Genomic DNA, 12,311 nt, shown 5'->3' on the forward strand with positions numbered 1-12,311 from the left:
ATAGTCATCGAATGAAGAATCGAACTTCCATATTTCAGGAAGAAAGTGTTCAGAATTAATTAGCAAAAAGTGTTCATTTTTACTTGACGCTTACAACCTATCAAGCATCTATAAAAACGAGCAGATCAAGCATCTATAAAAACGAGCTGAATTTATATCATCGTTGTTCCTGTAGCTCTCCTAATCGTGTATTAATCTCCTTTAACTCAGTCATCCAATGTTCAACGTTATTAGGTTTATCATTCCATGGAATATCCGACTGTCTGTCCATCAAACTATGGAATTCTTCAATCTGTTCAAATGATGTTTTTATAAATTTCTAGTGATACGATTAGAGTGAGAGGGTGAATGATGATGCAAAAAAGATTAGTTTTATTCTATTGTTTAGTGGCATTATGTTTTCTTTCGGTTATTTTATTTACAGGAAACCCTTTAAACAAGACGAATCAAACATTTACTGCGAACATTTCCATAGCCGATTTAACGATTAACGATAAGTTTACTGAAAACAATCAATACTACATAGATCTTACCTTCGAAAATGAATTTTATGTATCACGCTATAATATAGAAAATAATAAAAGAGTCTATCGATTATCTAATAAAGAAATTTACGAAAAAATTGATTTAGATAGTAATGATAATTATGGTGGTATGACTCTTAAAGTCATGATTCATCCAAACGATATCAATAAAGAGGAATTGCAGAATATTCAACAGGAACCACAATTAATCTTTTCTAAGAAAAAGTATAGTAAATATGTAGAAGTGATAGATATATTGTCAAAAGGCTAAATGTCTAAATGATTTTGGAATAATTTAGTTAACGAGCGGAAAGGAAAAAAGTATGATTAAGAAGTGGAAATATGGTGTTTGGATTATCAGTTTGTTAATATCATACGTGATTTTTATGATAATGGAGATAGGTACTGCCGATCCATCCAGCTCACACGGGAATCGAAATCCCTTTTTAATATTATTATTTATGTTGTGGCCAGTCATATTTATCTTTTATTATTTAACAACAGATATCACAGCAAGATTCCTTTTACAAAAGAAAAGCAATATCTTAAATGCAGCAATCTTAGTATGTAGTTTGCTCGCTGGAGGGATACTGTATTTCCTTATTCGAACAAAAGCAAGTGCTGTAATCAATGCACTAGAGAAGTCTAGCAACGAAGCATATATCCAAGGATTAAACCAATTCACCAATAGTATATACTTTAACCATTACACCTTTTTACTGACAGTCATTTTGTGCATCATGCTAGGTTCTGGCATTTCTTTCCTAGCAACTAAATTCAAAAGTAATTATCAATAATACATTAAAATGACTTCTATTTAATCGTTACACCAGGCCCAAATCAAGTTACTGTTTGACACCAATAATTCTTGGTTTTTATATTGGTGATAAATGTTTTGGAAATATATTCATTATAATTCCAACAATACAGTTGATTAAATTTGCTATACAACTAGTAGAGGTGTTACATCATTCAAATGTATAAAAAAGCCACATTAATCTTACTCGTCACAAACTTGATCGTCGGAATCTTTTTCTTTTTGGAATACCAAGAGAATAAGGAAATTCAAAATTCAGTTTTACGCGAGTATATCCAAAGTCAACATAGTATTAGTCATAACTTAACAAAGGCTAAGAGCTATTATGATTCTGGCGATACTGATGCATTTTATTCAAGCTTAAAACAAGCGAGTGAACAATACCATTTAGCTTCTCATTTAGTCGCCAATGGTAGTATAGGCGAAAGTCTAACCCCTCATCATTCTATATTTCAATTTAACGAAGATGGACTATCTGTCGTGAACCAAACTTTGTATAAATTATACCAAGATGATTTTAACTCACGAGATATAAGTGACCTAACCGAATTATCAAATACCATGGATCAATTCACAGAAGAGCTTGATTACAATGAAATTACTGCGGGTAAAAGCTCCAAAGAAACAGTAAATCAAATTAAAGTTATTATCGATGAACTCCAATAGAATCATAGGGCAATAATCTGTGAGTTTTAACTTTTTTGAGGTCTCCTTCACATGGAGTTCCCGTGTTTATAATATTTCTTTTCCTTCATTACCAAGTTCAATTTCGTTGTGGCGATTAAAATCATTAATCTGATTTAACATATCATTCAGTGACAAATCCTGGTTCACTGGCTCTATGACAATCCCTGTATTAGTGGATTTTATCGATACCTTTGAACCATTTATTAGACCGTGTTGATATGCAATGTCATGGGGAATGCATACCACTAGACCATCACCCCAGTCTATGATTGTTTTGATCTCATTAAATTCGTCTTTACGTTGCTCAGACTTATTAATTTCCATTTTAATACACCAACCTTTTTGATGAGACTCTTTAATATACATTATCCTTTAACTCGTTAATCTAAACAACTTACATTCTAGTTTACATCACGTTATATCAATGCTCACAGCCGAATGAAACAATACATTACATAATCGATAAGAGTTTGAAAAGCCAAGATAAAATCACCCGTATTTCATCAAAACCGAACAAACGAACATCCAATACGGAATAAGGACGTGAATAATATGTGGAAAGCACTAGGTGGAATCATTATTATAGCTATATTAGCACTCATTGCATGGAACAGTTCAGAACATTTATCAGAAGAATTTATGTACTTCGCCTTGGGGGCAATGGTCTTAGGTTTTGGATTCAGCTTTCTAAAAGACAATCATCGTTTCTATGGCTACTCCATGATTGGCATTTCTGTGTTTTTTCTAGTTGTGGGTATACTTATGTGATGTGAAGCAGCACTGTTTAAATTGACATGGAGGCATTAAAGTATTCAAACCCGATCTTTCAATGCAACTCATTATGAAACAAATAACCGCCCCGTCAAACCGTTTAAACGTTCTTAAGATGAATATATTTTGAAAGGAAGTCGTTTTAAATGTCTACTAAAAGAAAATTAATATATCTTTCTTTAATTCTGATAGTCTCATCAATTATCTTTGCTGAATACGTTGGCTTAACAAATTTAAGCAACGATCAATTGAACTCAAGAGGATTAGCTGGAGCAGTTGTGTTAGATAAGGAAAAAGACGAAGATAATAACAATTATTATATATTTATTGGTTTAGTGGATGAACCAAATCCAGTAAAGGTACAAGTGAAATCAGAGAATATGTGGAACTTAATTGAGCAACATCGTACGTATACTGTTCTTTATAAATGGACTAACAACGAAACGCCTATCCTAGATCAAATAGAAATAAATGATGAATTCGCTAATATTTATAAAGATGAGATTGAAACACTCATCAAAAGAAACAACTAAACACTAGCACATTTATTTTAAGTGACCTGTTGAATCTTATTTGTGGAAATCTGTTGATTATTATTTGTAGAAAACTGTTGAATTCAGCATCGTTTGCAACATGTCAATTGTTTCAAAAGACGTACATAAGCATTAAAAGAAGGTGTAAACAGAATGAGACTTGTCAAAAATATGTTTTTATTTTTACTTATAGTCGGGATTATATATTTCATGTTTGTTATATTGACACCTACAGCGATCGACACTCAATATGAAGGCTATGTTTATCAATTAGGAAGCAACGAAGCAAATGGTGAAAAAGTGACGATTGAGATAAAAGGGGAGTTACAGGGGTCCATTTTTACTAACAAACAATTTGCAGGTTCATTAACTATTGATGGTAAGCAAATCCCATCTCATAATGCGGTAGAAGATACAGTGACGCTAGAGTTAGAAGAATCATTGGGAGGTCTACTTGTTTATAGTGAACAACAAGGGCGGAGTTATAATATTATTCAGTACGGAGAGTTACATCAAAATGGTGAATTCGAGGAGATAGTCATTAAGAAATTCTCTGAAGATAATGGTTGGAACGGGGAAGATGGTATGATAATCGCAGCACCAGCCAGTAACAAGGCGCAAGCTTTAAATGTCGCGAATGACATACTAAGCCCATCTAATCCTTTGGAGTGACTGAGATCACTAGAAGTAATTTTACATAGCTGTTTAATGTTTTTTACCTCTAATAGCGACTTGCTTTAAACAGTTTTTTAAAACATTTCACTTCTTAAAGTACTAGTTATAAAAATTCCCTACTTAAATGCTATTCCTCAGCACAGCAAGCCGAATATCATCATCGACTCATTATCAAAGTGTTCTTTCCTTATATATTGACAATGAACCATAGAAACAGTATATTTTAATTAGATAAGTAAACATGCATACAACAATTTAGATATGCATAAACTAAAAAAGCAGGATGCTGCGAACATCCTGCTGAGCAACCGAAACGTCACAAGGCGTAGGTTGTGATTAATCTTTGGTGTTTTCGTTCTGACTACCTTGCTTGGCCGAGCAAGGTAGTTTTTCTTTACCATCCCCTTTGATGATCATCAAAGGAAAAATGATAATGTGAGCATCAATGTTTATGGTGATTAGCACAAAGACTAATCCCACTAACATATAAACTCCCATAGGTACCCCCCTTCCTGCGCCTTAGAAAAGCGCTTAGAGGTTCAACCCACTACCTTGCTCCGTTTTCGGTTGCCTATCTCTATTATACTAGCTTTACAGTTACTTTTGAATAAACATATAGATTGAGGTCATAATGCATTGTTACTTTTTGAAATGGTATAAATGCTGTATGTAGCCATCTTTTAATAGTTTTAAATTTGAAAATAGACATTCAGCGATGAATAAGGAGATGAGTATAATCTGAAAAGGGTTTGCAGGAATCATATTTATAGCTATATTTGCTTAATACTGTTTTAAAATGTTTGTTAGTTTGTACCGTCAATTCATACGGCAATCAGTCTCATATCAAGTATTACCGTACTTATGAGACCTTCAAAGTTAACTCGATACATTGATAATGCTGTTAAATTATTTATATCAATGTATATACTCCAATAAAAATAAGCGAACTCAAACTCAACAAAACACCCAATACAATTAACAGCCGATTCTCAAGGGCATTGGCAATCAAAATTGTTCCCAGACCGCAAACAAACGTTACCATCACAGTAACCCCAAATCCATAATCAATAAAAACGTAATAATAGGAAGCCAATCCGCCGATATACAAAAGCCAATAGAATATAAGGTAAGCCATTTTACCATTCATAGGGATAACTCCTTTCTCTCTCGAGGCACAGTCATGTTCAATTCATTTTTAAGAAACACATAATAAGATCAGTTTGTGTCTAAAATCTCTTTAAATCTAAAATCAGTTAACGGAAAAGGGTTCTCTTCCCAAAAATTAACATCCCCTTCTTCCAAAACAGCAAACCGCGCTTCCTCTTCTAAATTAATTTGGTAACGATAAATTAAGTCCCCATCTTGATCAAGTAGTTCTAACTGATGGGTATAGTTATTCGAGGTCCGATATTCAAAGTAATTCCAATAAGAAGTAGATGGTCTTTTAGGAATCTCTTTTGAAATCTGTTCTGCAATTCGTCGCGACTGCGCTTTCGTTATCTTCTTTGAGGTTTCCTTTTCATAATTATAAACAGAACCACTATTAATTTGATTGATCTCAATATTCGGTATTGGTCTGTACGTGAATAAGTACCAAGTACATAAAATTAACAGTATGACTGCAATGACAATTAATATGATTATCTTATACATCCTGGCCAATCTATCAAACCGCCCTTTTCCGTAAATCTAAACATTTATCATGATTTAAACGTCTGTAACACTCGACCTTCCCCATCACGAACATCGATTTCAGCATATGCCCCATTAACCAATGTGATTTGTGGTGGTAGATGGCCACAATCAATATCGTAAATAATCGGAATTTGCAGCTCATCAGCAAGCTCTTGGTAAATATCTTCAACGGTATAATTGGTGACAGGTGTATTCGCTGCACTTCTGCCAAACATGATAGCCTGACAATCATCAAACCAGCCAGCTAATTTCATCTGTACCAACGTCCGACGCAGGTCCGGGGTCGATAACTCACAATTTTCGAAGAACCAAATAACTGGGTCTCCCGGAATATGTTGATCTTTAAACTGCTTCACATCTCCATATGGCGTCCCGATTAAATGTCTAATCGTATCAACGCATCCACCTAGCAGTCGCCCTTGAACGTTGACATCGTCGTTAGTCGTTGTTTTCCAGTAAGTGTCCTCTGACAAATTGAAAATATGTGGCGTCGGATTTTCAAAATCCCATTCTTGTTGATATTTTTCCGATGAATGCTGGAGAACAGAATCACCTTTTTTGGTAGACAAAACAGATTCCCACATAGCCGTCGTCTCGTCAGAATAATCCCCTCGTAAATCAACTAGATTTGTTCCGTGAGCCGTTGCGATACCTGTGTTTAGCGTTATAGCTAACAATAACAGACTAATATCAGAATAGCCTAAGATCCATTTGTTCTGGATACGGTTAAAATCGATATACTCTAACGTCTCAGCAAGCAATTCCCCACCCCACGGCGGAATAATAAGGTCGACATCGTCATCAAGCATCATCGCATTAAATTCTTCCGCCCGTTTCTTAGCAGGGGCAGATTTTGCCTTATCTTGAGTCCAAGGCGTCTCACCCGATTGAATGCTATACCCCTTTTCTTCCATACGCTTGAAAGCTGAGTGAAGCAACCCTTGCAATTCACTCGGCACTCCTGAAGATGGTGCCGTCACGCCAACCGTCATACCTTTTTCTAAAAATGGATATTGGATCATATGTACGCCTCCGTTTGCAATATTAGCTATATAGTCTATTTCTTATGCTCTAATTCAAACAACTTATGTTTAATACCTGATAGTTCAGTATCTATATCTCTTAAAATCCCTCTCTTCCTAACTTAGATACGGCGAATTTCCCTTCTGATACGGCGATATTTTTCCATTATACGGCGTTTTTTCGCAAACATTCGGCGAAATTCATTCGATTTACGGCGAAAAACTGACTATTTACGGCGATATCATTGTAAATAATTACTTTTTTTAACACCACCGAACATCCTCGTTACACCACCTAATAGCACAAACGAAAAACCAGCACTTTCTAGTTCATATTCGTCATCAGTAATAGCCATAGAATAAAGAGTAATAATAAAAATAATGAAACGGCCATTAAGAAGAAAAAGGCTATCAAGTAGGCTGTACTAAAGCCATAAGTCAACTTTAAAAAACGCAAGAATAGCACAATGGCACCAACCATTAGTGTTCCTGTTATGATGATCCAAAGTAATCCTGGGCCAATCACATTAGGGCTCAGCAAAAAGTTCAAGATACCAACAATAAATAAAATAACACTCAAAATTAAAGAATTTTTTTGATTAAACAACATCGTATCCCCTTTATCAAACTTAATCCATTTCGTTAATCAAGTAAGCTTCCAAATAGTAAAACATAAATCAGAAAAGCTGATAAACCCAATGTAATCGCGAGAGTCGATACACTTCTCACCATGGCTTTCCAGTTCCTAACACCCGAGAAACCTAACAGGCCAAACCAAAAAGTGAATAACGTTAGACATAACACGATCGCTAAAGGATGAACACCAAATACCGATTTACTGAACCAACCTGAGAATGCAACGGCTAAATACAGTAACAGACAACTAACTGATAAAATAAATGACCAAACGTTAACTTTTTCTTGCACCTTATTGCCCCTTTCTTCATTAAGAGAACTTACGACCTAAAACTGCTAATCAATTCCATAAAAATAAGCATGAAACACACCTATCACAAAAAAACTTTTTGCATAATATTTCGGATCCAATATTGTGATAGTAATTTGTCTTTTATAATTAAGTTTATACTCAGCTATACTACTCCCATTGAGAATTAAGTACGCGGGGTTGAAAGGTTCTCTTTTGATATAATATGTATCGCCATTATAGTTGAATTCAACGTCCTCACCCAGCTTAGTTGGACTAGCATCTTCCATCCAAAATGAATTTTGCTTCACGCCATTTTCGTAACATGTTACTTCTAGTTTCCTCTTACCTAAACCCGTTTTATCTTCTATTATCATTTGATCATTTCCATCAAGATCTTTTAATTTGTAATTAATATAAGATGTTTTTCTTAAGATGTAATCTAATAATCTCGACCATTTATTATGATAAAAACCATGAAATTCACAAAACATTTTCTGACCTGAATAAACTTCAAGTGGTTTTGTAGTAGCTTTGAATATTCTTAATTTGTATGTGAAAACCATTGTCTACAATCATGCCCCCCTTCACAACGCCAACAGAAAAATTGTATTTTGCTAACATACGTCACCCTTACACCCAAAGCCTCTATTTCCGCCTATCAAACATCACCCAGCTCCAAAAAAATGCGTTAGAACCAACTTGAATGGTTGTTGGTAACAAAATAATAAGGACAGCTGATAACAATAATAGTGGCACTAACCAGATGATAAACGCTTTAACATATTTGTTATTAAAGCTCAGTTCGAATTCTTTCATGTCGAAACACCTCTATTTATACAAATAAAAGCCCAAACGCAGACAAAAATGTTAAAACAGATCCAACAAAATATGGGCTTAGTGAACTAACGTATTGATTCACTTTTGACTTCGGAACATGTTGCCCCATACTAGCAACTGATGCAGCCCCATCCCCTAATGATGAGGCTCTGCCCCCATAAGTGAAGAAACAGGCAAGAAAGCCAATGACAAAAACGCTATTCACAAAACCGAAGTTTAATAAAGTATCAACACCAAAACTAATCAGGTACAATACACCAATCAATAAGAACATCTTCAACAAAAATTTCATCATGTGACCTCTCTCCTTCAATATCTGAACTCAAAACTACCCAATCACCCATATGTAAATCAAATATAACGACAGCATTAAGGCAATCAAAAACCCCATCTCACTGAGTGTCACTTTATAGGCATTAGGGTTCGTTGCATATTTTCGTTCCATAACGATTGTCACGATGAAAGAAGGAAAAATATAAAACATCAGTAGAAACCAAGGTTGTAAAAACCAATACCAAGTCGCTGCGTTAACATTTATGGTGTAGCCGGTGACTAAACCGATTAACACAATCCCTCTTATCACTCGATCGATCTTTTTATGTTGATCAGTCACATAGTTGATAGAAAATATACTTTTTCTTTCCACACCGAACCATTTACTAACGAGTGCACTAAATACGCTCATTAAAACAAGTCCAATAGCAAACGTCATGACGATTACTTGCAAAAAATAGTCATATAAATCAATCCCATTCATCCAATCCTCCTATGATCAAAGCTGCTATGAAATCACTGAATTAATTCAAGGTAAACACAATCCACCCCATCACACTTATCGCAAGGATCATAAATAGTATGTCAAATACCATCCAACCCTTTTGGCCTTCCTTCACATTCTTACGTAAATCATAGCCGCTTCTCACTAGCAATGCACCAACCAACCATAAAAAACCATACGTATTTGATTCAGCAGTGTCATCACCAAACAAATACCCCACAGCCAACAACATCATGACCGTCACCGTCACACCATAGCTTACCTGAATCTTTTTTTCACTACGGGTAAGTCCTTCATCCATTGTTAACCCTCCTTTTAGAACTCAACACTATGCCAGATTAATAGACTTCTCTTTCACAAATTCCCCGCTAATATTTCCATTTATTTCTTCACAATCGAACGAACTAACATAGTCCCTGCGAAAACAGATAAAACAATATTCAATTCCATAATAAAAAATACATTTGGGAAGAAGTCTTGCGTTTGTCCAAACCATCCTAGCCAATAAAAATTTGGTATGAAGACCAAAACAGTAACGACAACAGTTGGTATAAGAAGTGGCCAATTGATGTGAAAGTTTCCGCTTCTCTGATTTTCACGACTTCTCCCCCCTACCACCAGAAACTTACCACTTTAAATGATCGTAGCTATAAACTACATCGAATTAACAATCCTTACTATTAAAATAATAGCTAAAACCATAATTAATATGTCAATTGCCAGCCAGCCTTTCTTACCTGCTTTAAGATCTTTATAAAAATCATAAGCACTCATAACCAATACTGCACCTGTAATCCAAAAGATACCATAAATATCAGATCCATGACTGTCATCACCAAGCAAATACCCCACACCCAACAACATCATGACCGTCACCGTCACACCATAGGTCACTTGAATGACTTTTTCGCCGCGAGTAAGTCCTTCATCCACTGTTATCTCTCCTTTTTAATGAGGAGGTTCGATTCTTCACAATTACGACTCATAGAACGTGACATATGATCCCACCTATTATTCGTTTACTTCGGAATCGTAGTACTCACCATATTCATCAACGTCGACTACTTCAATGACGTTAGACCAATGCAAGACAGTTCCGACAAAATCTCTTATATCTAACTCTGGCATTTCATACGTTTCATCTGTATTGACAGTTCCAGTTGCGTCTTCAATAAACGTCACCTTATAGCCTCGATCAAAACCTGTTATAGCCGTGAACATGCAACAGAACTCCGTATTAAAACCAGTAATGAACAAGTGGTCCACTTCTAAACTGTCTAATTGACTTTGCAGGTCTGTTTCATAGAAAGAATTAGGCGTTTTCTTTTCAATGACAATATCAGCATAATCCTTTAATGATGGATGCAAGTCAGAGCCTTCTGAATCTTTGTGTAACGGGTTTTCTTCAGCTTCATCCAAGTGCTTCATGAAAATAACTGGCAATTCTTTGATTTTAAAATCCTTAATCACCTGTTCCATCAGCGATATTTCTTCTTCAAAATCTCCAGCGTTAACAATGCCATTTTGTACGTCGATGACTAATAGTGCTTTCATGTTATCTCTCCTTCTTTTAACTTCTTAATATCTTTTCTTATTTGGTTTATACCAAAACAAATCGCAACTATGCCCATAATAATTGATGCAATAAACCAAAAATCCCATCCGTGTTTTTCAATTAATAAATAACCTGAATAAATCAGAGCAGGCCCCATTAATAAGGTTATATATAGGTCGACGATCGATTTGCCTATCGATTTTAACGTTCCTTATTCATACGTTTACGCTGCCAATCTAATCAATCATTACTCATTAAGATAGTGATAAAAAGTAACACCTTGTTATTGCACTAGGAGTTTTTACGATTCCCCATTTTTCTAGTTATTCTTATATACAAACTCCATAGGCTCGTTACAATGAACATAGCCGTTCTTCTTGTAATAATTAATCGACTCATCACTTGGCCACACAATGACAAACTCATATTGATTATCTTCAACCCACTGATTAATGGTTTTGAGTAATTGACTCCCAACACCTTGATTGCGATAGTCTGGACGCGTATAGACATTCGTCATAAATGCAAATGGTTTAGTCACTCTACCAGGACGTGGCACCTTGTGTACTAACTCTAAGTAACTATGCGACACGATGTTACCCCCATCCTCAGCCACCCAAATAAACCACCGGCTACTCATCATCGCCTGCTCTAGAAATGACTCACATTCAACTGCGAACTCGTCGAATGATTCGCTGCTTTTTCTTTCGTCATCCTCTATCGTAAAATCCCAGCGCATCTTAATTAGTTGTTTGATATCCATGGGTTCTGCGAGTCTTATCTTCAAACTTATACCCTCCTCGTTTCTGATGCAGATTAACGCTACTTCGAAATAACGATTACACCGCCACAATGTGAAATCGGGTAGAATTCACAATTAAGCGCGTTGGATAATGATGACTTAATTTCATCATAAACCAGATAAAACTCATCCTCGTCCCAGACATCTAGGTTTTCCAAACGACAAGCATTCAGTTCCTGTCGCGTTTCAAAAGCAATATCACCTATGAGCAGTTGGCCATCTTCTTCAAGAAGGGATACGAGCTGTTCGATAAAAGGGATTTTCTCTTCATCCGTTAAATGATGTAATGTATACGTGCTTACAATGAAATCATATGTTTTCTCCACGACCTCAGGAGGCAAACCATTCGTGATATCCCACTCAATTAAATTAGCATTGGGCATCTTAGATTGTGCGATCTCCTGCATTTTCGTTGAAAAATCCACCCCATCGATTTGGTGCCCATGATCATATAATTTGTGAGTTAACACCCCTGTTCCAAACCCTATATCTAAAACATTCGATTCTTGCTTTTTCATGACTACATTAAAAATGGTATTTAATATTTGTTTATATCCTGCAAAAGGGTACTGATTATTTTCTTCGCTCACTTGGACCGTTTTGTCATAATCATCTGCCCATAAATCAAAACTATTTTTACTTAACACAACGTTTGCCTCCATTACTTATGAAATGTTCTATAAAATT

Annotated in this window: 20 protein-coding genes; 5 read left to right on the top strand and 15 right to left on the bottom strand. The window is 35.4% G+C overall.

The window, feature by feature from the left end; genetic code table 11:
* The first annotated feature begins 354 nt into the window (after positions 1-354).
* On the top strand, positions 355-795 hold the full coding sequence (locus ABID56_RS07555; RefSeq protein ID WP_354220019.1) for a hypothetical protein: 441 nt from the start codon (positions 355-357) through the stop codon (positions 793-795).
* 705 nt (positions 796-1,500) lie between these two features.
* Positions 1,501-2,007 (top strand): hypothetical protein, encoded by a 507-nt coding sequence (locus ABID56_RS07560; RefSeq protein WP_354220020.1) that lies wholly within the window; start codon positions 1,501-1,503, stop codon positions 2,005-2,007.
* Between the two features lie 66 nt (positions 2,008-2,073).
* Here ABID56_RS07560 and ABID56_RS07565 read toward each other — a convergent pair whose 3' ends face one another.
* Positions 2,074-2,394 carry an AbrB/MazE/SpoVT family DNA-binding domain-containing protein gene (locus ABID56_RS07565; RefSeq protein WP_354220021.1) on the bottom strand — a complete coding sequence of 107 codons (321 nt, stop codon included), beginning with the start codon at positions 2,392-2,394 and terminating at the stop codon, positions 2,074-2,076.
* Between the two features lie 186 nt (positions 2,395-2,580).
* Here ABID56_RS07565 and ABID56_RS07570 point away from each other — a divergent pair, with 186 nt between their 5' ends.
* The 3 genes from ABID56_RS07570 to ABID56_RS07580 all read left to right on the top strand — a co-directional run bounded on the left by ABID56_RS07570 (position 2,581) and on the right by ABID56_RS07580 (position 4,004).
* Entirely contained in the window at positions 2,581-2,796 is a 216-nt protein-coding gene (locus ABID56_RS07570) for a hypothetical protein (protein WP_354220022.1), read from the top strand.
* A 149-nt stretch (positions 2,797-2,945) separates the two neighbouring features.
* Entirely contained in the window at positions 2,946-3,332 is a 387-nt protein-coding gene (locus ABID56_RS07575) for a hypothetical protein (RefSeq protein WP_354220023.1), read from the top strand.
* A gap of 153 nt (positions 3,333-3,485) precedes the next feature.
* Complete coding sequence (locus ABID56_RS07580) at positions 3,486-4,004, top strand: hypothetical protein (protein WP_354220024.1); 519 nt, start codon at positions 3,486-3,488, stop codon at positions 4,002-4,004.
* 339 nt (positions 4,005-4,343) lie between these two features.
* On the opposite strand, the gene ABID56_RS07585 is transcribed toward ABID56_RS07580, so the two are convergent.
* The 14 genes from ABID56_RS07585 to ABID56_RS07650 form a co-directional block, all read right to left on the bottom strand.
* On the bottom strand, positions 4,344-4,505 hold the full coding sequence (locus ABID56_RS07585) for a hypothetical protein (protein WP_354220025.1): 162 nt from the start codon (positions 4,503-4,505) through the stop codon (positions 4,344-4,346).
* 412 nt (positions 4,506-4,917) lie between these two features.
* Positions 4,918-5,154 carry a hypothetical protein gene (locus tag ABID56_RS07590; RefSeq protein WP_354220026.1) on the bottom strand — a complete coding sequence of 79 codons (237 nt, stop codon included), beginning with the start codon at positions 5,152-5,154 and terminating at the stop codon, positions 4,918-4,920.
* A 68-nt stretch (positions 5,155-5,222) separates the two neighbouring features.
* Positions 5,223-5,660, bottom strand: coding sequence for a hypothetical protein (locus ABID56_RS07595; RefSeq protein ID WP_354220027.1), 438 nt, complete (start codon positions 5,658-5,660; stop codon positions 5,223-5,225).
* Positions 5,661-5,707: 47 nt separating this feature from the next.
* The gene (locus ABID56_RS07600) at positions 5,708-6,724 is read right to left on the bottom strand and encodes a S66 family peptidase (protein ID WP_354220028.1); all 1,017 of its coding nucleotides are present in this window, start codon (positions 6,722-6,724) and stop codon (positions 5,708-5,710) included.
* Positions 6,725-7,049: 325 nt separating this feature from the next.
* The gene (locus ABID56_RS07605) at positions 7,050-7,331 is read right to left on the bottom strand and encodes a hypothetical protein (RefSeq protein ID WP_354220029.1); all 282 of its coding nucleotides are present in this window, start codon (positions 7,329-7,331) and stop codon (positions 7,050-7,052) included.
* Between the two features lie 365 nt (positions 7,332-7,696).
* Positions 7,697-8,215, bottom strand: a complete 519-nt coding sequence (locus ABID56_RS07610; RefSeq protein WP_354220030.1) for a tubby C-terminal domain-like protein — start codon at positions 8,213-8,215, stop codon at positions 7,697-7,699.
* 82 nt (positions 8,216-8,297) lie between these two features.
* Positions 8,298-8,468, bottom strand: coding sequence for a hypothetical protein (locus ABID56_RS07615; protein WP_354220031.1), 171 nt, complete (start codon positions 8,466-8,468; stop codon positions 8,298-8,300).
* Between the two features lie 16 nt (positions 8,469-8,484).
* Positions 8,485-8,784 (bottom strand): hypothetical protein, encoded by a 300-nt coding sequence (locus ABID56_RS07620; RefSeq protein WP_354220032.1) that lies wholly within the window; start codon positions 8,782-8,784, stop codon positions 8,485-8,487.
* Between the two features lie 33 nt (positions 8,785-8,817).
* Positions 8,818-9,246, bottom strand: a complete 429-nt coding sequence (locus tag ABID56_RS07625) for a DUF4181 domain-containing protein (RefSeq protein ID WP_354220033.1) — start codon at positions 9,244-9,246, stop codon at positions 8,818-8,820.
* A gap of 40 nt (positions 9,247-9,286) precedes the next feature.
* The gene (locus ABID56_RS07630; protein WP_354220034.1) at positions 9,287-9,568 is read right to left on the bottom strand and encodes a hypothetical protein; all 282 of its coding nucleotides are present in this window, start codon (positions 9,566-9,568) and stop codon (positions 9,287-9,289) included.
* A gap of 353 nt (positions 9,569-9,921) precedes the next feature.
* A complete protein-coding gene (locus ABID56_RS07635; RefSeq protein WP_354220035.1) occupies positions 9,922-10,200 on the bottom strand; it encodes a hypothetical protein in 279 nt (92 codons plus the stop codon).
* A gap of 78 nt (positions 10,201-10,278) precedes the next feature.
* Entirely contained in the window at positions 10,279-10,821 is a 543-nt protein-coding gene (locus tag ABID56_RS07640) for a cysteine hydrolase family protein (RefSeq protein ID WP_354220036.1), read from the bottom strand.
* A 320-nt stretch (positions 10,822-11,141) separates the two neighbouring features.
* Positions 11,142-11,609: a GNAT family N-acetyltransferase gene (locus tag ABID56_RS07645; RefSeq protein ID WP_354220037.1), complete on the bottom strand. Its 468-nt coding sequence runs from the start codon at positions 11,607-11,609 to the stop codon at positions 11,142-11,144.
* A 35-nt stretch (positions 11,610-11,644) separates the two neighbouring features.
* Positions 11,645-12,271 (bottom strand): class I SAM-dependent methyltransferase, encoded by a 627-nt coding sequence (locus ABID56_RS07650; RefSeq protein ID WP_354220038.1) that lies wholly within the window; start codon positions 12,269-12,271, stop codon positions 11,645-11,647.
* Positions 12,272-12,311: the final 40 nt, after the last annotated feature.

The organism is Alkalibacillus flavidus, from assembly GCF_040545925.1.
In the GTDB taxonomy this organism is placed as follows: Bacteria; Bacillota; Bacilli; order Bacillales; family Alkalibacillaceae; genus Alkalibacillus; species Alkalibacillus flavidus.

Bases quoted from the DNA above. Each gene is read 5' to 3' on its own strand.
- ABID56_RS07555 (WP_354220019.1), top strand. From the start codon at position 355: ATGCAAAAAAGATTAGTTTTATTCTATTGTTTAGTGGCATTATGTTTT.
- ABID56_RS07560 (WP_354220020.1), top strand. From the start codon at position 1,501: ATGTATAAAAAAGCCACATTAATCTTACTCGTCACAAACTTGATCGTC.
- ABID56_RS07565 (WP_354220021.1), bottom strand. From the start codon at position 2,394: ATGTATATTAAAGAGTCTCATCAAAAAGGTTGGTGTATTAAAATGGAA.
- ABID56_RS07570 (WP_354220022.1), top strand. From the start codon at position 2,581: ATGTGGAAAGCACTAGGTGGAATCATTATTATAGCTATATTAGCACTC.
- ABID56_RS07575 (WP_354220023.1), top strand. From the start codon at position 2,946: ATGTCTACTAAAAGAAAATTAATATATCTTTCTTTAATTCTGATAGTC.
- ABID56_RS07580 (WP_354220024.1), top strand. From the start codon at position 3,486: ATGAGACTTGTCAAAAATATGTTTTTATTTTTACTTATAGTCGGGATT.
- ABID56_RS07585 (WP_354220025.1), bottom strand. From the start codon at position 4,505: ATGGGAGTTTATATGTTAGTGGGATTAGTCTTTGTGCTAATCACCATA.
- ABID56_RS07590 (WP_354220026.1), bottom strand. From the start codon at position 5,154: ATGAATGGTAAAATGGCTTACCTTATATTCTATTGGCTTTTGTATATC.
- ABID56_RS07595 (WP_354220027.1), bottom strand. From the start codon at position 5,660: ATGTATAAGATAATCATATTAATTGTCATTGCAGTCATACTGTTAATT.
- ABID56_RS07600 (WP_354220028.1), bottom strand. From the start codon at position 6,724: ATGATCCAATATCCATTTTTAGAAAAAGGTATGACGGTTGGCGTGACG.
- ABID56_RS07610 (WP_354220030.1), bottom strand. From the start codon at position 8,215: ATGGTTTTCACATACAAATTAAGAATATTCAAAGCTACTACAAAACCA.
- ABID56_RS07615 (WP_354220031.1), bottom strand. From the start codon at position 8,468: ATGAAAGAATTCGAACTGAGCTTTAATAACAAATATGTTAAAGCGTTT.
- ABID56_RS07620 (WP_354220032.1), bottom strand. From the start codon at position 8,784: ATGATGAAATTTTTGTTGAAGATGTTCTTATTGATTGGTGTATTGTAC.
- ABID56_RS07625 (WP_354220033.1), bottom strand. From the start codon at position 9,246: ATGAATGGGATTGATTTATATGACTATTTTTTGCAAGTAATCGTCATG.
- ABID56_RS07630 (WP_354220034.1), bottom strand. From the start codon at position 9,568: ATGGATGAAGGACTTACCCGTAGTGAAAAAAAGATTCAGGTAAGCTAT.
- ABID56_RS07640 (WP_354220036.1), bottom strand. From the start codon at position 10,821: ATGAAAGCACTATTAGTCATCGACGTACAAAATGGCATTGTTAACGCT.